The organism is Massilia sp. LMS1-1-1.1 (assembly GCF_040815535.1).
In the GTDB taxonomy this organism is placed as follows: domain Bacteria; phylum Pseudomonadota; class Gammaproteobacteria; order Burkholderiales; family Burkholderiaceae_D; genus Janthinobacterium; species Janthinobacterium aestuarii.
In genome coordinates this window covers 677,847-697,844 of the sequence record NZ_JBFPNG010000001.1, presented here as the reverse complement: position 1 = coordinate 697,844, position 19,998 = coordinate 677,847, and the positions used below count along the sequence as shown (strand labels likewise).

At 61.9% G+C, this 19,998-nt stretch carries 17 protein-coding genes; 11 read left to right on the top strand and 6 right to left on the bottom strand.

Annotated elements, in window-relative coordinates; translation table 11 throughout:
* Nucleotides 1-51: 51 nt before the first annotated feature.
* Entirely contained in the window at nt 52-1,266 is a 1,215-nt protein-coding gene (locus MRBLMS1_RS03215; RefSeq protein WP_485877777.1) for an MFS transporter, read from the top strand.
* Nucleotides 1,267-1,429: 163 nt separating this feature from the next.
* On the opposite strand, the gene MRBLMS1_RS03210 is transcribed toward MRBLMS1_RS03215, so the two are convergent.
* Nucleotides 1,430-2,113, bottom strand: coding sequence for a pentapeptide repeat-containing protein (locus tag MRBLMS1_RS03210; protein WP_485877775.1), 684 nt, complete (start codon nt 2,111-2,113; stop codon nt 1,430-1,432).
* 308 nt (nt 2,114-2,421) lie between these two features.
* Between MRBLMS1_RS03210 and alaC the strand changes: the two genes are divergently transcribed.
* Nucleotides 2,422-3,639: an alanine transaminase gene (alaC, locus tag MRBLMS1_RS03205; protein ID WP_485877774.1), complete on the top strand. Its 1,218-nt coding sequence runs from the start codon at nt 2,422-2,424 to the stop codon at nt 3,637-3,639.
* A gap of 169 nt (nt 3,640-3,808) precedes the next feature.
* Here the strand turns inward: alaC and MRBLMS1_RS03200 are convergent, their stop codons facing one another.
* Entirely contained in the window at nt 3,809-5,008 is a 1,200-nt protein-coding gene (locus tag MRBLMS1_RS03200; protein ID WP_485878963.1) for an ISL3 family transposase, read from the bottom strand.
* Between the two features lie 332 nt (nt 5,009-5,340).
* Here MRBLMS1_RS03200 and MRBLMS1_RS03195 point away from each other — a divergent pair, with 332 nt between their 5' ends.
* The 3 genes from MRBLMS1_RS03195 to MRBLMS1_RS03185 all read left to right on the top strand — a co-directional run bounded on the left by MRBLMS1_RS03195 (nt 5,341) and on the right by MRBLMS1_RS03185 (nt 9,448).
* Complete coding sequence (locus tag MRBLMS1_RS03195; RefSeq protein WP_485877772.1) at nt 5,341-6,144, top strand: alpha/beta fold hydrolase; 804 nt, start codon at nt 5,341-5,343, stop codon at nt 6,142-6,144.
* Between the two features lie 272 nt (nt 6,145-6,416).
* A complete protein-coding gene (gene metE, locus MRBLMS1_RS03190) occupies nt 6,417-8,705 on the top strand; it encodes a 5-methyltetrahydropteroyltriglutamate--homocysteine S-methyltransferase (RefSeq protein ID WP_485877771.1) in 2,289 nt (762 codons plus the stop codon).
* Nucleotides 8,706-8,953: 248 nt separating this feature from the next.
* A complete protein-coding gene (locus MRBLMS1_RS03185) occupies nt 8,954-9,448 on the top strand; it encodes a hypothetical protein (protein ID WP_485877770.1) in 495 nt (164 codons plus the stop codon).
* Between the two features lie 42 nt (nt 9,449-9,490).
* On the opposite strand, the gene MRBLMS1_RS03180 is transcribed toward MRBLMS1_RS03185, so the two are convergent.
* Entirely contained in the window at nt 9,491-9,679 is a 189-nt protein-coding gene (locus MRBLMS1_RS03180; protein WP_046684175.1) for a hypothetical protein, read from the bottom strand.
* Nucleotides 9,680-9,812: 133 nt separating this feature from the next.
* Between MRBLMS1_RS03180 and MRBLMS1_RS03175 the strand changes: the two genes are divergently transcribed.
* On the top strand, nt 9,813-10,937 hold the full coding sequence (locus tag MRBLMS1_RS03175; protein ID WP_485877768.1) for a transketolase-like TK C-terminal-containing protein: 1,125 nt from the start codon (nt 9,813-9,815) through the stop codon (nt 10,935-10,937).
* On the opposite strand, the gene MRBLMS1_RS03170 is transcribed toward MRBLMS1_RS03175, so the two are convergent.
* Nucleotides 10,922-11,401: a MarR family winged helix-turn-helix transcriptional regulator gene (locus MRBLMS1_RS03170; RefSeq protein ID WP_485877767.1), complete on the bottom strand. Its 480-nt coding sequence runs from the start codon at nt 11,399-11,401 to the stop codon at nt 10,922-10,924. The genes MRBLMS1_RS03175 and MRBLMS1_RS03170 overlap by 16 nt on opposite strands.
* 132 nt (nt 11,402-11,533) lie before the next feature.
* Between MRBLMS1_RS03170 and aceE the strand changes: the two genes are divergently transcribed.
* Entirely contained in the window at nt 11,534-14,209 is a 2,676-nt protein-coding gene (aceE, locus tag MRBLMS1_RS03165; RefSeq protein WP_485877766.1) for a pyruvate dehydrogenase (acetyl-transferring), homodimeric type, read from the top strand.
* 20 nt (nt 14,210-14,229) lie between these two features.
* Nucleotides 14,230-14,850, top strand: coding sequence for a glutathione transferase GstA (gene gstA / locus MRBLMS1_RS03160; protein WP_485877765.1), 621 nt, complete (start codon nt 14,230-14,232; stop codon nt 14,848-14,850).
* Between the two features lie 57 nt (nt 14,851-14,907).
* On the opposite strand, the gene MRBLMS1_RS03155 is transcribed toward gstA, so the two are convergent.
* Nucleotides 14,908-15,090 carry a hypothetical protein gene (locus tag MRBLMS1_RS03155; RefSeq protein WP_485877763.1) on the bottom strand — a complete coding sequence of 61 codons (183 nt, stop codon included), beginning with the start codon at nt 15,088-15,090 and terminating at the stop codon, nt 14,908-14,910.
* Between MRBLMS1_RS03155 and MRBLMS1_RS03150 the strand changes: the two genes are divergently transcribed.
* Nucleotides 15,081-16,670: an aspartate:alanine exchanger family transporter gene (locus tag MRBLMS1_RS03150; protein ID WP_485877762.1), complete on the top strand. Its 1,590-nt coding sequence runs from the start codon at nt 15,081-15,083 to the stop codon at nt 16,668-16,670. The genes MRBLMS1_RS03155 and MRBLMS1_RS03150 overlap by 10 nt on opposite strands.
* Nucleotides 16,671-16,682: 12 nt before the next feature.
* Here MRBLMS1_RS03150 and MRBLMS1_RS03145 read toward each other — a convergent pair whose 3' ends face one another.
* The gene (locus MRBLMS1_RS03145) at nt 16,683-17,891 is read right to left on the bottom strand and encodes an MFS transporter (RefSeq protein ID WP_485877761.1); all 1,209 of its coding nucleotides are present in this window, start codon (nt 17,889-17,891) and stop codon (nt 16,683-16,685) included.
* A 157-nt stretch (nt 17,892-18,048) separates the two neighbouring features.
* Here MRBLMS1_RS03145 and MRBLMS1_RS03140 point away from each other — a divergent pair, with 157 nt between their 5' ends.
* Both MRBLMS1_RS03140 and MRBLMS1_RS03135 read left to right on the top strand, forming a co-directional pair.
* On the top strand, nt 18,049-18,636 hold the full coding sequence (locus tag MRBLMS1_RS03140; protein ID WP_485877759.1) for a TetR/AcrR family transcriptional regulator: 588 nt from the start codon (nt 18,049-18,051) through the stop codon (nt 18,634-18,636).
* 164 nt (nt 18,637-18,800) lie between these two features.
* On the top strand, nt 18,801-19,991 hold the full coding sequence (locus MRBLMS1_RS03135) for an acyl-CoA dehydrogenase family protein (RefSeq protein WP_128142795.1): 1,191 nt from the start codon (nt 18,801-18,803) through the stop codon (nt 19,989-19,991).
* Nucleotides 19,992-19,998 lie beyond the last annotated feature (7 nt).

Genomic DNA, 19,998 nt, shown 5'->3' with positions numbered 1-19,998 from the left:
GCCCCAGTTTTGCCTAGAATGGCAACATCCCTATCGAACCGAGGAAACAACATGAACAAGGCCTCACCGTCTGCTCCCCACGACATTTCACCCGCCATGGTGCTGCTGCTGGCCATCGCTTCCGGCCTGATCGTCGCCAATCTGTACTACGCGCAAACCCTCGTCGGGCCCATCAGCGCCTCGACGGGCCTGTCGGCCAAGGCGGCCGGGCTGATCGTCACCCTGACGCAAGTCGGCTATACCCTGGGCCTGCTGTTTGTCGTGCCCCTGGGCGACTTGCTGGAAAACCGCCGCCTGATCGTCACTGCCTTGCTGGTGACGGCCACGGCCCTTGTGGTGGCGGCCCTCTCCACGGGCGCCATCGTGTTCCTGGCCGCCGCACTGGCCATCGGCCTCGGTTCCGTGGCGGCGCAAGTGATCGTGCCGTTTGCCGCCCACCTGTCGCAGGAAGCGACGCGGGGCCAGACGGTGGGCAAGGTAGTCAGCGGCTTATTGCTGGGCATCATGCTGGCCCGCCCCGTGGCCTCGCTGGTGGCTGCGCACGCCAGCTGGCACGTGGTGTTTGGCGGTGCCGCCGTGCTGATGGTACTGCTGGCGCTGGTCCTGCGCCGCGCCTTGCCCGTGCGCCAGCCCGTGTCGGGCATGAAATATCCAGCCCTGATGGCTTCGCTGTGGCATTTGCTGCTGGGCACGCCCGTGCTGCGCCGCCGCGCCGCCTATCACGCTGGCCTGTTTGGCGCCTTCAGCCTGTTCTGGACGGTCACGCCGCTGGTGTTGTCCAGCCCCGCGTTCGGCCTGTCGCAAACGGGCATCGCCATCTTTGCCCTGGTGGGCATGGCCGGTGCCGTCGCTTCGCCCATCGCCGGCCGCCTGGCCGATGCGGGCCACACCTTGCCGGCCACGGCCGTTGCGCTGGCGCTGGGCATCGTCGCCTTCGCCTTGCCGATGTTTGCGCCGGAATCGAAACATGTGGCGCTGGGGCTGCTGGTGGTCGCTTCCATCGTGCTCGACATGGGCGTGGCGGCCAACCTCGTGCTGGGCCAGCGTGCCATCTTCAGCCTGGGTGCGGAAGTGCGGGGCCGCCTGAACGGCCTGTATTTCGCGCTGTTCTTCGCCGGTGGCGCGGCGGGCTCGGCCATCGGCGCCTGGGTATATGCAAGCTACGGCTGGCAGGCAACCTTGCTGACTGGCATGGCGTTTCCAGGCCTGGCCTTGCTGGTGTGGCTGGGCGAATTTTTACCGCAGGCCACGCGCCGCACGGCTTGAAACCCTGATGGGGCCTCATTATCACTGATGAGTATTTCTATCATCATAAAGATAAAGTGGCGTGATATGCCGCAATGCCGCAAGATGCACTTGTCTCCTCTATCTCCTCCAAGGAAATAGATTCAGCCCGCTTCCGTAGCGGGCTTTTTTTTGTCTGTTCAGATCAAATCACCACCAGATCGAGCGCGCGCATGAAGTTTGCCGCCTGCGCATGCGTGATGACGGCGCCTTTCAGCAGCGCCGCTTCGCTCAATTTGAAACCGTCGATATCGGCACCGCGCAAGTCCGCGCCTTGGAACTTCGCCAGTTTGATCGTGGCATTGCGCAGGCTGCCGCCTTCGAAGACGGCCTCGCGGAAATCGCAGCCGGCCAGGTAGGCGTCGGAAAAATCCAGCTGTTTTAATGTCGCCTTGCGGAACGAAAAGCCGCGCAAGTCGGCGCCCACCAGCAGGCTGTCTTCGAAGGTGAGGCCCAGGTGGGCCACTTCCTCGAAAGACGCGCCCGTCAGCTTGCAGCCGCGGTAGGTGGCCGAGGCCAGCTTGGCGCGCCGCCATTTCGTGTTGTTCAGGTCGCAGCCTTCGAAACTGGCGTCGACGGCATCGACGGATTCGAAATCGGCGCTGCCCGCGCGGCAGCGGCGCCAGGTGCTGCGTGCCAGTTTGCTGGCGAACAAGTTGGTGTCGGCAAAGGTGCAGCGCTCGAAGGTGCAGCCTTGCAAATCGAGGCGCGACAAGTCTTCGCCGTCGAAGGCGCAATCGATGAAGTGGCGTACCGATTGCGCCAGCTGCTGTTCCATGCTGGCGCGGTCCAGGGTCATGCCATCTACTGCGGTGTCGTGTGTTGCCATCCGTATTCATTCCTCATCAATGCAGGGGAGGGATGGCGCGGCGGGAAAAATGCACGAACCAGAACACCTCCCCGGCTGGTGGTACAGCCAAGGGTCAGCGCCGTGGGTCCGCGTGGGCGGGAGCATGCCGGACTGCGCCGGGCACTTACCGGGTTACCAACCGGTGCGCTCATTTTCGATCAGTACGTATTGTAGCGTGTCCGAATCGGCCTTGCCAGTTTCCGCAAGCTCGGGTTAGTATCACTGCAGGCACACGCATTGTGCCAACGTCGCTCGGACGGATCCGGGCGCTTACGTATAGAGATACCATGACCGACAGCCAAGCTCCGCGCAGCTTTTCGCGCATCAATCGCCTTCCCCCCTACGTTTTCAATATCACCGCCGAGCTCAAGATGGCCGCGCGCCGCCGTGGCGAGGACATCATCGACATGTCGATGGGCAATCCCGATGGCGCCACGCCGGCCCACATCGTGGACAAGCTGGTCGAGACGGTGAAACGCCCCGACACGCACGGTTATTCCGCGTCAAAAGGCATCCCCCGCCTGCGCCGCGCCATTTCACACTGGTACAAGAAGCGCTACGAGGTCGACATCGACCCGGACAGCGAAGCCATCGTCACCATCGGCTCGAAAGAAGGCCTGGCCCACTTGATGCTGGCGACACTCGACCGTGGCGACACGGTGCTGGTGCCGAATCCCAGCTACCCGATCCACATCTGGGGCGCCGTGATCGCGGGCGCCGATATCCGCTCCGTGCGCATGGGGCCGGGCGTGGATTTCTTTGCCGAACTGGAACGGGCCATCCGCGAAAGCTACCCGAAACCGAAGATGATGGTGCTCGGTTTCCCGTCCAACCCCACGGCGCAATGCGTGGAACTGGAATTTTTTGAAAGAGTCGTGGCGCTGGCGAAGCAGCACAATATTCTGGTGGTGCATGACCTCGCGTATGCCGACATTACTTTCGATGGCTGGAAGGCGCCGTCCATCATGCAGGTGCCCGGCGCGCGCGACGTGGCCGTCGAGTTTTTCACCATGTCGAAAAGCTACAACATGGCGGGCTGGCGCATCGGCTTCATGGTGGGCAACGCGGAACTGGTGGCGGCCCTGGCGCGCATCAAGAGCTACCACGACTACGGCAGTTTCACGCCCGTGCAAGTGGCCGCCATAGCCGCGCTGGAAGGCGACCAAAGCTGCGTGACGGACATCTGCGCCCAGTACCAGCGCCGCCGCGACGTGCTGGTGAAAGGCTTGCATGAAGCGGGCTGGATGGTGGAGAAACCGAAGGCGTCGATGTATATCTGGGCACATATCCCGGAAGCGTATCGCCACCTGGGTTCGCTGGAATTTGCCAAGCTGCTGCTGCAAAAGGCCAAGGTCAGCGTGTCGCCCGGCATCGGTTTCGGCGAATATGGCGATGAATACGTGCGCTTTGCCCTGATCGAAAACGAGGCGCGCGTGCGGCAGGCGCTGCGGGGCATCAAGAATATGTTGCGTTCTGGCGACGGGAAAACGGAAGTGGCAGCATAAAAGTTGCCGTGTGGAATGCTTCGTTGCCCCTAATATCACTATCGCGTATTTCTGACATCACGAATATAAAGTGGTTTTATATGCTGCGACGCGGCATCATTCATCTGTCTCCTCTATCTCCTCCAAGGAAATAGATTCAGCCCGCTCCCGCAGCGGGCTTTTTTTTGGTTCATCGCGTTTTGCCGGGAAAGGCATCCTTGATCTTCAAGAAGAAATAGGATGCATCCCGAAATCCGTAGGCCATGCGCTTGATGACCTTGATGCGGTTGTTGACGCCTTCGAGGACCGAAGAGTTCATCGGGTAGATGGACGAAGCGAGGATACCGCGCCGGTATTTGGCGAGGCGTTTGGCAAACTGGACCAGTGGTGCGATCTGGCTTTCCAGAGCAAGGTTGAGCCAGGCTTTCCATCGGCGAGCACCTTCCCGGACCGATGGCGCATACCAGATCTCTTTGAGTTCAGTTTTGAGTAGGTAGACCGTCGCCAAGGGCTGATTGGCAGCGAGCAGTTCCTCAAGCTGGATGGCCTGCTCGGCTTTCAGGTTGTTGCGGTTGCGTAGTAGCAGCCAGCGGCTGCGCTTGATGACCTGGCGCGCCTTCGGCTCGGCACGTAAGGTATTGGCTTGGTCAACGCGTACCCGGTCGACGACTTCGCGGCCAAAGCGGGCCACAACGTGAAACAGGTCGTAGACCACCTCGGCATTCGGACATTGCTGGCGGACCTCAAGATCCATGGCCGTGTTCATATCCATGGCAACGGCTTCGATTCGTTGGCAACCTTCCTCTCCCAGCCTCTCGAAAAATGGCCGGATCGCCTCTCGGCTATTGCCTTCCCCAACCCAAAGGACGCGCATGCGCTCTGCATCCAAGGCCACGGTAGCGTAACGATGCCCCTTGTGCAGAGCAAACTCGTCCATGACTAGACGGCGTACGCCTTCCGCCGAAAAGTCGCCATGCAGGTGCTGCAAACGCCGATGATCAATCTCTTTGATGGTATGCCAGTGCAGGCCAGTGAGGCGGGCTATATGGGCAATGGGGAGCAACTGCGCCAACGCCTCGACCCAGAGGCGTACGCGGTGTGTGATACGCGCGCGTCGATCAAGCCAGGCAATATGCTCGGCGACGCGCGCATCGCAGTGATGACAATCCAATCGCCGTACTGGCACGTCGAGCCAGACACGCTTGTCCAACATGTCGCGGTCGCGTACCTTGCGCCTTCGGCGCTCATGCACCAGCGCGCAGGGCTGGTGGCATGCCCCACATAACGCATCGCTTGCCGGGCAGGCCTGGAGAACGATCAGCAGGGAGCCGTCTTCTTGTTCTTGGACGGAATCGACAATATGGCCTTCCCAAAACGGAAGCGACGACATAACATTGAGCATGGCGGTGGTTTGACAGATTGACTTGTTTGGCGACTATCAATCTACCAACATCAGGCCTCCGCCTCCACATCCCGCTCAGTCGTCAATCCTGTCTTCCCCCATTCTCCGCGAAGAACCTTTTTTTTTGCGTCGCCATCGCCGCTGTCCACCGCCGGCAACACCAGCGACCCGCCGCCAGACCATAGGGCCAGGCCTTGCCCCTGCAAGAAGATCAGGTCGCCGCCAAAGCTGCAAAAATGACATTGTTGAGTGCTAGTATTTCGACTCGCCTGCCGATGCGGGCAGCTCGTCACCACTCTCCAATCATATCGGGAATCATCATGACCTCATTCATCAAGCCATTGTCCATTGCCGCCATCGTGGGCACCTTGTTCGCCAGCGTCGTTCCTGCCAGCCCGGCTTCGGCGGCGGGCGCCGTCAAGCCCACCATCGTCCTGGTCCATGGCGCGTTTGCCGATGCATCGAGCTGGGACGGCGTCGCCGCCATCCTGCAAAAAGACGGCTACACCGTCATCGGCGCGGCCAATCATCTGCGTAGCGTCAAGAGTGATGCCGATTCCGTGGCTCGTGTCGTCAACAGCGTGCCTGGCGCGGTCGTGCTGGTGGGGCACTCCTACGGCGGTTCCGTGATCAGCGCCGCTGCCCAGGCAGGCGGCAACGTCAAGGCGCTGGTCTACGTGGCGGCGTTTGCTCCCGATGCCGGCGAGACGGCAGCTGGCCTGTCCGGTAAATATCCGGGCGGCACCTTGGGTACGGCCTTGGCCAAGCCCGTACCGCTGGCCGATGGCAGCAACGACCTGTTTATCGAGCAGGCCAAGTTCCACGACCAGTTCGCCGCCGATTTGCCAGCGGCCAAGGCGCGCCTGATGGCGGTCGGCCAGCGTCCGATCACGGATGCGGCGCTGAACGAAGCCTCGCCTGCGCCAGGCTGGAAGGGGATCCCGTCCTGGTTTGTCTACGGCAAGGCAGACAAGAATATTCCCGCAGAAGCGCTGGCCTTCATGGCCAAGCGTGCCAATGCGAAGAAAACCGTCGTGATCGACGGCGCCTCGCACGTGGTGATGAGCTCGAATCCGGCGGAAGTGGCCAAGCTGATCGAGGAAGCGGCTGGCAGCGTCAAGTAAGCAACAAGGGCCTCACGCCAAGATATTGATGGGGCTTATCTTGCTCATCACAACACATGATTGGCGTGATATGCCGCAATGCGTCAAAATGCATCTGTCTCCTCTACTTCCTCACAGGAATTAGATTCAGCCCGCTTCCATAGCGGGCTTTTTTTTGCCCGTGCCCGTTTGGATTTCCATGAATATTATTAATGGATTCATGAGATTTTACCATTATTTTTCATGGATAAAAGCCTCTATGATGACTGCATACTTCATCAGGAGGCATGAGCATGACCGTCACGACACACAATTTGGGCTATCCGCGCATCGGCGCCAAACGCGAACTGAAATTCGCCCTGGAAGACTATTGGAAGGGCAACAGCAGCCTGGACGCACTGGAAGGCCAGGGCGCCGCATTACGCCAGCGCCACTGGCAAGACCAGAGCGGGCTGGACCTGGCGCCCGTGGGCGACTTTTCCTTCTACGATCAGGTGCTGGATCTGAGTTTTACCCTGGGTAACTTGCCACAGCGCGTGCGCGGCCTGGAAGGCGCGGCGCTCGATAACTATTTCCGCGTGGCCCGGGGCCGCTCGGCCAGCGACAGCGATTGCAGCTGCGTCCACGCCGGCGAAATGACGAAATGGTTCGACACCAATTATCACTACATCGTGCCGGAATTTTCGGCCGGGACGCAATTCAAGCTCGACAGCAGCCGTTTGTTGCAGCAACTGGCGCAAGCGCACCAGCTGAAAATAACGGCCAAGCCTGTGCTGATCGGCCCCGTTACCTATTTGTGGCTGGGCAAGGCCAAGGATGATTGCGACAAGCTGGCGCTGCTGCAAGGCTTGCTGCCCGTCTACGTGCAACTGCTGCAGGAACTGGCCGCCCAAGGCGTGGAGTGGGTGCAGATCGATGAGCCTATCCTCGTCACGGAACTGGACAGTACCTGGCAGCAGGCGCTCGTCACGGCCTATGATGCCTTGAGCAAGGTCAACAACGTCAAGCTGCTGCTGGCCATGTATTTCGGCAAGCTGCAAGAGAACCTGGCACTGGCGTGCAAGCTGCCCGTGCAAGGCTTGCACCTTGACGCCATCAATGCCCGTGAGGAAGTGGAGCAGGTGATTGCCCAGTTGCCTGCCACCAGCGTGCTGTCGCTGGGTGTCGTGAATGGGCGCAATATATGGAAGACGGATTTGAATGCAGTGCTGGCATGGCTGGAACCCGTGCACGCCAGCCTGCAATCGCGCTTGTGGATCGCCCCGTCGTGCTCCTTGCTGCACGTGCCTGTCGACCTGGACAGCGAACAAAAGCTCGATACGGATATTCAATCCTGGCTGGCCTTTGCCCGTCAAAAGCTCGATGAAGTGCACACGATCGCTGGCGCCCTGAACCAAGGCCGTGCTTCCGTTCAAGCTGCGCTGGATGCCAATCATGCGGCCGTGCAAGCGCGCCGCCAGTCGCCGCGCGTGCATAATCCCGACGTCAAAGCGGCCGTGGCCCGCATCGACGCCAGTCTGGGCCAGCGCGCCAGCGGCTATGCCGAGCGTGCAGCCAAGCAAGCTGCGCTGTTGCAACTGCCCGCGTATCCGACGACAACCATCGGCTCCTTCCCCCAGACGGCGGAAATCCGCCAGGCCCGCAGCCAGTTCCGCAGCGGCCAGCTCGATGAAGCCAGCTATAAAAAGCTGATGCAGGAGGAAATCGCCCATTGCGTCCAGGAACAGGAAACCCTGGGTCTGGACGTCTTCGTGCACGGCGAAGCGGAACGCAACGACATGGTGGAATATTTCGGCGAACAGCTCGACGGCTACGCCTTCAGCCAGTTCGGCTGGGTGCAATCGTACGGTTCGCGCTGCGTGAAACCGCCCATTTTGTTCGGCGACATCAGCCGGCCGCGCGCCATGACGGTCGAGTGGAGCACCTATGCCCAGTCGCTGACGGACAAGCCGATGAAAGGCATGCTGACGGGCCCCGTCACGATCCTGAACTGGTCCTTCGTGCGCGACGACCAGCCCCGTTCCGTGTCGTGCTACCAGCTGGCGCTGGCCATCCGCGCCGAAGTACAGGACCTGGAACAGGCCGGCATCCGCGTGATCCAGATCGACGAGGCGGCGCTGCGCGAAGGCTTGCCGCTGCGCAAATCCCAGTGGGCCGAGTACCTGCGTTGGGCCGTGGAATCGTTCCGCCTCACGGCCAATGGGGTGGCCGACGAAACGCAGATCCACACGCATATGTGCTATTCGGAATTCAACGACATCATCGCGCAGATCGCCGGCATGGATGCGGACGTCATCACGATCGAAACCTCACGTTCCGACATGGAATTGCTGGACGCCTTCGATGATTTCAACTATCCGAACGACATCGGCCCTGGCGTCTACGACATCCACTCGCCGAATATTCCTGGCCAGGAGCAAATGGTCAAGCTGATGCGCAAGGCGGCCGAACGCATCCCCGCGCAGCGCCTGTGGGTCAACCCCGATTGCGGCCTGAAGACGCGTGGCTGGAAAGAAGTCATTCCCGCGCTGGCCAACATGGTGGCGGCAGCCAAAACTTTGCGCGGCGACACCGTGGCGTAACGATGGCGGCGGCAGGGGAGGCCGCTATGGCTGAAACGTGGCTGAGATATAGAACAATCGTATTTCTGTCATCACAACATGCAATTGGATAGATATGCTGCGATGCGGCATCATGCATTTGTCTCCTCTACTTCCTCACAGGAATTAGATTCAGCCCGCTTCCATAGCGGGCTTTTTTTTGCCTGCTTCCATGGCCTTATCGCTTAAGATAAACTTGTTTAAACATAAACATGCAAGGAGACAAGTTGATGATGCCTTTGTTTCGCGCCGCCGGCACGCTGGCGCTGATGGCGCTCGGTGCCTGTTCGGCGGAGAAGCACCCGTTTGACCGCCATTTGGCCCAATTGCGTCCGGTCACGGTCGCAGCACTGCCCGATATGGGGTGGCCGGCCGGCACGATGCTGTGCCCGATGGGAATTTATCAGAGCGAGCTGAGCGACTCGGAGCCGCATGCAGACCGCGTTAACGCATTCCTGAAGCAAAAGAAATTTCTGGGTGATGAAGGCCTTTGGTCGCTGATCGTCGTCACACCGATGTCCGAAGGGGGCGCCGGTATCGAGCAATTGCTTTTCAAACGCGGCGATTATGACGTGATCAATGATCCGCAACTCTTCGCGCGCGATGCGGAAACGGTGCCAGCGGGGTTTGCGCCGCACGATTGCGTGACCGTAGAGCAGGCCCGCGTACTGTTGACGCGTGAACAAAGATCGCATCGAAAGCTCGTCATTTTTGGAACGAGCTAGGCCCGCTTCCATCGCGGTTTTGCCTGCACCATGCGTGATGCGCTACAGCACATTCGCCGCCACGGCCGAACTGTAGTTGCGCGCCAGCGCCGCGATGATGGCGGCCATCGCCTGCGGGTTGTCCGTGCCGCCGAAATGCGCGGCATACAGGCGCTTTGCCGCCTCGACTTGCGCATTCGTCAGTTTCACGGCATACGCCATGCGCACGGTTTCAGGATTGTTCAGCGTCATTTTTCACCTCGAAGACAGATTTCGCTTGGCTCGCGTCACTTGTACGCGCAAAGGATTGCAACTACAATCGTTGCATTTGCAATCGTATAGGCAATGTCTGCCTTGCGCAAGCATTGTTGCGACAGGAGCTTTCATGCATTCTTCCCCTTTATTTCCTCCACCGCCATTGGACGTGGCGCGCGACGCCGTCCAAGCCTGTCTGGCCGTGCTGGCGGCACCGCCGGCGTTGCCGTTGCGGCAGGTGTCGCCGCGCCGCGCGCTGGGCGCCATGGCGGGCAGCTTGCAGACGGGGCCGGGCGCGGCGAATGCCATCCGCGTCGTGCGCGCGGAAGTGACGCAGCGGCCTGACGATGCCTGGAATGTGACGGCGTCCGCCAGTGCCTGGCCGCTGCGCTATGGCGCCGACAAACCGCTGCTGTATCTGTGCCGCCCCGCCTCGCTCCAGGCATTGAATGGCGTGCTGGTCGATGCGCGCGAGCGTGGCATCGTCTGCAGCGATGCGGAAACGCAATCTTCTCTCTGGCCGAAAGGCGTGCAGCCCGCGCTGCCCGCCTGGCTCGCCACGCAGCACAATTGCACGCCGTTCGACCCGGCCACGGGCGAGGAAGTGCGCGCCATCCTGCGCTCGGCACTGGAAACGCTGTATGTGGAACAGCAGACAGGCTATTACTATCTGGCCATACATGACGAAGATGCGGACGAAGATGCGGACGAAGGTGCGGATGAAAATGCGGGCGAAGATGCGGTGGCGATGCCCTTGTCGGACGCCGATGCGGCAGCGGCCAGCCTGGGCATGTACCGTGTTTCGCCGCCGGATCCGGCGCCATGCCGGTTGCGCCTGTGCGGTGCGGGAACGATGCTGGCCGTCGTTGCCGATGCGGCCCGCTTGCTGAAGGACGACTGGGATATCGCCGCGCAAGTGTGGAGTTGCCCCAGCTACACGCGCCTGGCGCGCGATGCGCAGGCGGCGGAGCAGTGGAACCTGCGTCATCCGCGCGCCGTCCCAAGGTTGGCCCATGTGCGGCAGTGCCTCGATGACAGTGCCGCGCCCGTCATTGCCGTCACCGGCTATGGACAGCACATCGCGGGCCAGATCGGCGGCTACGTGCGCGGGCGTTTCATCGCCGTCGGCGCTGACGCCATGATGGAGGTCAGTGCGCCATGGCTGGCCGTCACCGCCTTGAAAGCCCTGGCCGACGATGGCACGCTGCCCCTGCAGTTCGTCGAGTACGCGCTGCGGCGTTACGCCTTGCTGTGAGCGGCATTGCGTGCCGCCTCGGCGGCGCGCGCGAGGGCGGCGCTGAAGTCCTGCTGCTCGCCGCTGCCAAATTGCGCCAGGAACAGGTCGGCCACCGTGGCCTGGTAGACGGCCCACATCTTCTTGCGCAGGATTTTCCCGTCTTGCGTGATGGAAACGAAGGCGGCGCGCCCGTCTTCCATCGAACGCGTGCGCGTCACCAGCCGGTCCGTTTCCAGTTTGTCCACCAGGCGCGTCAGGTTGTAGCGCTCGATGGCCAGAGCGTCGGCCAGTTCATGCATGCGGCGCGAACCGTCCTGTCCGCTTTCGAGTCCCCACAGCACGTCATACCACGCATACACGGGCAGGCCGGCGGCGGCGAGGCGGCGTTCGATTTCGCGGATCATCAAACGGTGCGTGCGCACGAACGCGAACCACAGGTCGGGCGCAGGGGCCGAGCCAATTTCAGGGGCAGTTTCAGACATCGGTATTCCTCCAGATCGATCACAGTTGCAAATGCAATTATAGCGCTATACAATGGCCGCCGTAACAATTGCAAATGCAATGATTGCATCAGCAATTATTCGCGTATTGAATTCCCAACCCAGGAGACCGCCATGACCACATCCCTTGCTGTGCCCGATATCGACCCGCAGGAAACCAAAGAATGGCTGGAGGCGATGCAAGCCGTCGTCGCGGTGGAAGGACGCCCGCGCGCCCATTATTTGCTTGACCAGCTCGTCGATTCCGATTCCGCGCAGCACGGCGGCATGCATGGCCGCGTCACCACCGCCTATACCAACAGCATCGCCACGGAACGCCAGGGCGCGTATCCGGGCGACCTGGCCATCGAGCGCCGCCTGAACGCGTATATCCGCTGGAATGCGATGGTGATGGTCTTGCGCGCGGCCAAGCATTCGAACGTGGGCGGCCACATCGCCACCTACCAGTCGGCGGCCGTACTGTACGACGTGGGTTTCGACCACTTCTTCCGTGGCCGCACGGACCAGTTCGCCGGCGACCTGGTCTACATCCAGGGCCATTCCGCGCCCGGCATCTATGGCCGCGCCTATCTGGAAGGCCGCATCACGGAAGCGCAGCTGGACAATTACCGCCGCGAAGCGGGGCGCGAGGGCTTGTCCTCGTATCCGCATCCCCGGCTGATGCCCGACTTCTGGCAATTTCCCACCGTCTCCATGGGCCTGGGCCCGCTGACGGCCGCCTACCAGGCCCGTTTCATGCGCTACCTCGAGTACCGTGGCTTGAAGGAACACCAGGGCCGCAAGGTATGGGCCTTCCTCGGCGATGGCGAGATGGACCAGCCCGAATCCCTGGCCGCCATTTCCCTGGGCGGACGCGAGCGCCTCGATAACCTGATCTTTGTCGTCAACTGCAACCTGCAGCGCCTCGACGGCCCGGTGCGCGGCAACAGCAAGGTCATCCAGGAGCTGGAGGGTACGTTCCGCGCGGCCGGCTGGCATGTGATCAAGGTCATCTGGGGCAGTGGCTGGGATGCCTTGCTGGCGCGCGATACGAGCGGCTTGTTGCGCCAGCGCATGATGGAATGCGTGGACGGTGATTACCAGACCTTCAAATCGCAGAATGGCGCCTACGTGCGCGAGCATTTCTTTGGCAAGTATCCGGAACTGCTGGCGCTGGTGGCGCACATGTCGGACGACGACATCTGGAAGCTCACGCGCGGCGGCCACGACCCGGAAAAAGTGCACGCCGCGTATGCCGAGGCCATGCGCACGCCGGGCCGTCCCACCGTGATCCTGGCCAAGACCGTCAAGGGCTTCGGCATGGGCGAGGCGGGCGAAGGGCAGAACATCAACCATCAGCTGAAAAAGATGAGCGCCGACGCCGTGCGCGCGTTTCGCGACCGCTTCGCGTTGCCCGTCAGCGATGCCCAGCTGGAAGAAATGCCTTACTTGAAACCGGCGCCGGACAGCGAGGAAGGCCGCTACTTCGCCGCGTGCCGGACGCAGCTGGGCGGCCATATTCCGGCCCGCATCAGCAAGGTGGCGCCTTTGCCCATACCGCCGCTGTCCACGTTCGCCACCCAGCTCAAGGATAGCGGCGAGCGGGGCGCGTCCACCACCATGGCCTTCGTGCGCATCCTCGGCACCTTGCTGAAAGATCCCGCCTTGAGCAAGATCATCGTGCCTATCGTGCCCGACGAATCGCGCACGTTTGGCATGGAAGGCCTGTTCCGCCAGATCGGCATCCATTCCTACCTGGGCCAGCTGTACACGCCGCAGGATGCCGGGCAGCTCAGCTATTACAAGGAAGCCAAGGATGGGCAGATCTTGCAGGAAGGGATCAACGAATCGGGCGCTATTTCTTCCTGGATCGCGGCCGGCACGTCGTACAGCAACCATGGCCTGGCTACCATCCCGTTCTACATCTTTTATTCGATGTTTGGCTTGCAGCGCGTGGGCGACCTGGCGTGGGCGGCAGCCGATGCCCGCACGCGCGGTTTTTTGCTGGGCGCCACGTCGGGACGCACGACATTGATGGGGGAAGGCCTGCAGCACGACGATGGCCACAGCCACGTGCTGTCGTCCGTGATTCCCAATTGCATCTCGTACGACCCCACGTTCGCGTATGAGTTGGCCGTGATCATTCACGACGGCATGCGCCGCATGTTTGCCGAGCAAGAGGATATTTTCTATTACATCACCTTGCTCAACGAAAACTACCCGCACCCGGCCATGCCAGCAGGAGCCGAGGCGGGCATCTTGCGGGGCCTGTATCTGCTGCAGGAAAGCCCGGAAGCTCTTACGGCAAGCACGCCGCGCGTGCAGCTGATGGGCAGCGGTTCCATCCTGCGCGAGGTGCTGGCCGCCAGCGTGCTGCTGCAGCAGGATTTCGGCGTCGCGGCCGACGTGTGGAGCGCCACCAGCCTGACGCAAGTGCGGCGCGACGGCCTGGCCGTGGAGCGCTGGAACATGCTGCATCCGGGCAGCGAACCGCGCGTGCCGTATATCGCGCAATGCCTGGCTGGCCGGCAAGGCCCGGTGGTGGTGGCCACCGACTACATGAAAATCGTCGGCGACCAGGTGCGCCCCTTCGTGCATGACCGGCGCTTTGTCACCCTGGGCACGGATGGCTTCGGCCGCTCCGATACGCGCGAATCGCTGCGCACTTTCTTTGAAGTGGACCGCCATTTCATCGTGCTGGCCGCGCTGACGGCGCTGGCCGATGGGGGGCAGCTGCCGCGCAGCAAGATTGGCGTAGCCATCGCCAAATACGGCATCGACGTGGACAAGCTCGATCCCGCGTCCGTGTAACTTTTTTCAAGGAGGGCATCATGAAACTGTATTACGCAACGGGAACGTGTTCCTTGTCGCCGCACATCGTGGCCATCGAGGCGGGCATTTCGCTGGAACTGGAACGTGTCGATATCCGGAAGATCCCGCGCATCACGGAAACGGGTGCCGATTATGCGCGCATCAATCCGAATCTGTACGTGCCGGCGCTGGCGCTGGACGACGGTACGATCTTGCTGGAGGGCACGGCCATCGTGCAGTACCTGGCCGACCTGGCGCCGGCCAGCGAACTGGCGCCGCCGGCAGGCACCATGGCGCGCGTGCAGCTGCAATCGTGGCTGGGTTTTATTGCCACCGAGTTGCACAAGGTGTTCAGCCCCTGGCTGTTCCATCCGGAATACGGTGCGCAGGCACAGGACGTGGCCCGCTCGCGCCTGGCCGCCCGCCTCGACTATGTGGAGCGGCAACTGGCGGCCGGCGGGCCGTATCTGCTGGGAGAGCGCTATTCCATTGCGGATGCCTATCTGTACACCATCCTCGGCTGGTCTGCGCACACAAAGGTGGACTTGTCGGCCTTTCCGCAAGTGAGGCGTTTGATCGAGCGCGTCGGCGAGCGTCCCGCCGTGCGTCAGGCATTGCGCGAGGAGGAGGGCAGATATTGATAAAACATATTTCTATCATCACAACATAGAATTGGATGAATATGCTGCGATGCGGCATCATGCATCTGTCTCCTCTACTTCCTCACAGGAATTAGATTCAGCCCGCTCCCGCAGCGGGCTTTTTTTTGCCCGTTTTATGGCATAAAGCTGCGCACGCTTGCTTGTCATCATCGCTATCGTGTTGCTTTTGTGCATGCTAAACTGGGCCTTCCCCAGACCAAGGTTGTTCGATGCTTCCATTATTTCGCCACACGCTGGAGTCCACGCCCATCCTTGCCCTGTTCCTCGTCATCGGCGCCGGTTATGCGCTGGGACGCATCAGCGTGTTCGGCTTTTCGCTGGGCGTGGGCGGCGTGCTGTTCGCGGGGCTGGCGCTGGGCGCCTTTGCTCCCGGTTCCGTGCCGCCGCCGATGGTCGGCTCCATCGGCTTGCTGCTGTTCCTGTATGGCATCGGTGTGCAGTACGGTGTGCAGTTTTTCGCCGGCTTGCGCGGCGCGGGGCAGAAACATAACCTGATCGCCTTCGTCGCCGTCATGGGCGGCCTGGCCGTATCGATCTGGGGCGGGCAGTGGATCGATATCTCGCTGCGCATGGCCAGCGGCGTGTTTGCCGGCGCCATGACCAGCACTGCCGCCCTGCAGGCGGCGCTGGAAGCGTCGCACGGCAATGGCGACGCGGCCGTCGGCTATGCCGTCGCGTATCCGTTCGGCGTCGTCGGCCCCATGCTGGGCCTGTACCTGGCCGGGCGCATCTTGAAACCCGTGCTGACGCCGCCGCCGGCGCCCATCGTCGTCTCCGAAATCACCATCGATGCAGCCAAACTGGCGGGCGCGGCCCTGTCCGAACTGGCCGACGGTCCCCTGGCTGGCGTGCAAGTGATCGGCGTGCGCCAGGGCCACCAGAACCGCTTGCCTGATCCGGGCCTCGTGCTTGGCGTGGGCGACGCGCTGATGGTGTCGGGCACGGTGGCGGGCGTGGAAGCGGCGCGCACGGCGCTGGGCCACCTGGACCCGGGCCGCTTGATGAAGGACCGCAGCGATTTCGACGGCACGGAAGTGTTCGTGTCGGACGCGGAAATCGTCGGCGTGCCCTTGGGCGAGCTGAATCTGGCCAAGGATTTCCCGCTGCAGATCGCCTTCATCCGCCGTGGCGACGCCATGATTTTGCCCCATCCCTTCCTGACCCTGGAATTTGGCGATCGCGTGATGGCCATTGCGCCGGCCAAACATGCGGCCGAGGTGCGCAAGCTGTTCGGCAATTCCATCACGGCCACGGCCGAGTTCAGCTATGTCTCGCTGGGCATGGGTATGGTGCTGGGCGTGCTGCTGGGGCTGGTGCCGATTCCCTTGCCGTGGATAGGTTCGTTCAGCCTGGGTCTGGCTGGCGGGCCGCTAGTGATGGCGCTGATTTTGGGCCGCCTGGGCCGAGTGGGCAAGATCAGCTGGCGCTTGCCGCTGTCAGCGAACCTGGTCATGCGCAACTATGGCTTGACGATTTTCCTCGCCTCCGTCGGCATGGCGTCCGGCTTGCCCTTCGTGCAGCAAGTGGGCGCCGACGGCTTGCCCATGCTGGCGCTCGGTGCCGTGACGGTGTTGGTGGTGGTGGCGCTCGTCGTGATCCTGGGCAAGGTCTTCCTGCGCCTGCCGTTTCCTGAACTGCTGGGCATCGCGGCCGGCGCCACGGGCAACCCGGCCGTGCTGGTGTTTGCCAACCGCCTGGCCAAGTCGGACCGCCCGAACCTCGGTTATGCGATGATTTTCCCCAGCATGACCATCGTCAAGATCGTGGCCGTGCAGGTGTTGCTGCACTTGTATGGCTGATGGCGGACACCGTCAATCCCTTGCAGCGCCAGGCTGCTTGTTTGCATCAATAAAGCTGATGCCAAACGACAGCAGCAAGGCGGCAGCGGCAAATCCTGCGGCAAGCCACAGGTTGGCGGAGAGGCCCAGCCTGTCCACGGCTTGGCCACCGGTCCACGCCCCGAGCGCAATGCCGATATTGAAGACGCCCACATACAGCGCGGCGACGATCTCCACGGCCCCGGGCGCCGCCTTCATCATCAAGGTCATCAGGCCGACCGATACGCCGCCGTAGGCCAGTCCCCAGGCCAGCAATACCACGCCGCCGCCGATGCCGGAGTCGCCGACAGCCAGGAACAGCAGTGGCGTGAGCAGCAGGCCGCACGAGATGGCGATGATGGTGGTCGCCGTGCGCCGCGCCGCGACGACACCGGCCAAGAAGTTTCCAATGATGCCGGCGAAGCCATAGGCAAACAGCAGTGCGCCCAGCCATTGCGTATCGAACCCCGACACGGACAGCAGTAGCGGGCGCACGAAGGTAAAGGCCATGAAATGGCTGGTCACCAGCAACAGGGTCAGAAGTAGCCCCGCTTGCAACTGCCTGTTGCGCAGCTGTAGGCCGAATTGGCGCAAGGTCGTCGAGCCGGCAGCGGGCAGGGCGGGAATGACGGCCAGGTGCAGCGCCAGTACCAGGCCGCTGAACAGCGCCATGACGCCGAAGGCCCAGCGCCATCCTGCAAGGTCGCCGATGTGTGCGCCAAGCGGCACGCCCAGCACGGAAGCGGCCGCCACGCCGCCGAAGATGACCGACGTTGCCAGGCCAACCGAACGGGCAGGAACCAGCCGGGAAGCGAGGCCGCCTGCGATGGCCCAGATGCCGCCCATGCAGAAACCGACGAGTACACGCGCCGCCAGCATCCACGCCATGTTCTGCGCCAAGGCCGAGGCAATGTTCGCGATCACCAGGAGCGTCAGCAAACCACAGAGAATGTTGCGCCTGTCCAGGCTTCCCGATGCGAGCACGACCAGCGGCGCGAACAAGGCCGCCAGCAATGCCGGCAGCGAGATCATCAGGCCGGCCGTTCCCGTGGAGGTGCCCAGGGTGTCGGCAATCGGCGTCAGCAGGCCGACCGGCAGCATTTCCGTCGTCACGACGGAAAAGGTGGCCATGCCGACAGCGGTGACCGCCAGCCACGGGTGGCGGACGGAAGTTTCTGCGGCAGCGCAGGAAGACGTACTCATGGTGCATATCCTTCATGTGATCAGGCGATAAACGGGTGTGCCCCGCTTGCAACGGAAACACGTCGCAGCGATAATACATACATCGCGTATGAATAAAGTATATATACATACGCAGTGAATGTAAACAATCATACGCTACGTATGTAAGGAGAAAGCAATGGTTCGCCGCACCCGTGTGGAAATGGAAGAAACCCGCGCTTCACTGCTGGCCACCGCCCGCAAAGTGTTCAGCGAGCGCGGTTATGCCGACACTTCCATGGACGACCTCACCGCGCAGGCAGGGCTGACGCGTGGTGCGTTGTATCATCACTTCGGCGACAAGAAGGGTTTGCTGCTGGCGGTGGTGGAGCAGATCGATGCGGAAATGGATGGCCGCCTGCAGACCATCTCCGACAGCGCTGCAGACTTGTGGGATGGCTTTCGCCATCGCTGCCGTGCCTATCTGGAGATGGCCCTGGAACCGGAAATTCAGCGCATCGTCTTGCGCGACGCGAGGGCGGTCCTGGGCGGCGCTTCACCGGACTCGCAGCGCCATTGCCTCGAGTCGATGCAGGGGCTTATCCAGCAGTTGATACACCAAGGCATCGTGGCCGACGCTTGCCCGCAGGCACTGGCTTCGCTGATCTACGGCTGCCTGGCGGAAGCGGCGTTCTGGATCGCCGACGGCGACGAAGGCAATGCGCGCCTGGTAAAAGCAGTTGCGGCATTGGAATTGCTGCTACGGGGGCTGCTGCTTCAACGGTAATGGCGAAAAGTGGCATGGCTTCGCGATGAACCTTGAGCCTGTGTAAAACCGCTGGTGCTGCTCCCAATCTGTTGTACAATCCTTGAGAACGGTCGTGCTTTTTTGTGCGCTGAGCTTCCTTGCGTGCAGTTATCACGGCAACCGACAAGAACAAGGAGACAGACATGGACCTGCATTACACGGCCGAGGAGATGGCCTTCCGCGACACAGTGCGCGCCTTCCTCGACACCCATTTGCCGGCGGATTTGCAGCGCAAGGTGCGCCAGCATCTGCGCCTGAACCGCGACGACTACGTGCGCTGGCACAAGATTGTCGCGCAGCAGGGCTGGGCCGCGCCGGCCTGGCCCGTCGAATATGGCGGCACGGGCTGGACGTCCGTGCAGCGCCACATATGGGAAGACGAGTGCGCGCGCGCCGCCACGCCGCCCATCTTGCCGTTCGGCGTGAACATGGTGGCGCCAGTCATCATGGCCTTCGCCAGCGCCGAACAAAAAGCATACTACTTGCCGCGCATTTTGAATTGCGACGATTGGTGGTGCCAAGGCTATTCCGAGCCGGGCGCCGGTTCCGACCTGGCCTCGCTGAAAACCACGGCCGAGCGCGACTGCGACCATTACATCGTGAACGGCCAAAAAACCTGGACGACCCTGGGCCAGCACGCGGACATGATCTTTTGCCTGGTGCGCACGGACAGCACGGTGCGCAAGCAGGAAGGCATCAGTTTCTTGCTGATCGACATGAAAACGCCGGGCATCACCGTGCGCCCCATCATCATGCTCGATGAAGAACATGAAGTGAACGAAGTCTTCTTCGACAATGTGCGCGTGCCCGTCAGCAATCTGGTCGGCCAGGAAAACAAGGGCTGGACCTACGCCAAGTATCTGCTGGGCCATGAGCGCACGGGCATCGCCGCCGTCGGCCGCTCGAAGCGCGAGCTGACCTTCCTCAAGCAGCTGGCCATGCAGCAGACCAAGCGCGGCGGGCCGCTGCTGCACGATCCCGCGTTTGCGGCCAAGGTGGCCCATCTGGAAATCGAATTGATGGCGCTGGAAATGACGGTCTTGCGCGTCATCAGCGAAGAAGGCAAGGGACCAGGGCCGCAGGCGTCGATGCTGAAGGTGCGCGGTTCGGAACTGCAGCAGCAGCTGACGGAACTGATGGTCGAAGCCATCGGCCCGCAAGCCTTGCCGTTCGACCCTGACTTCCTCGACGGCAGCGCGCCGCACGGCGCTGGCGGCGACGACCTGGCCGCACCGCTGGCCGCGTATTACTTCAATTACCGCAAGACATCGATCTATGGCGGCTCGAATGAAATCCAGAAAAACATCATCACGCAGATGATCCTGGGCCTGTAAGCCAGAA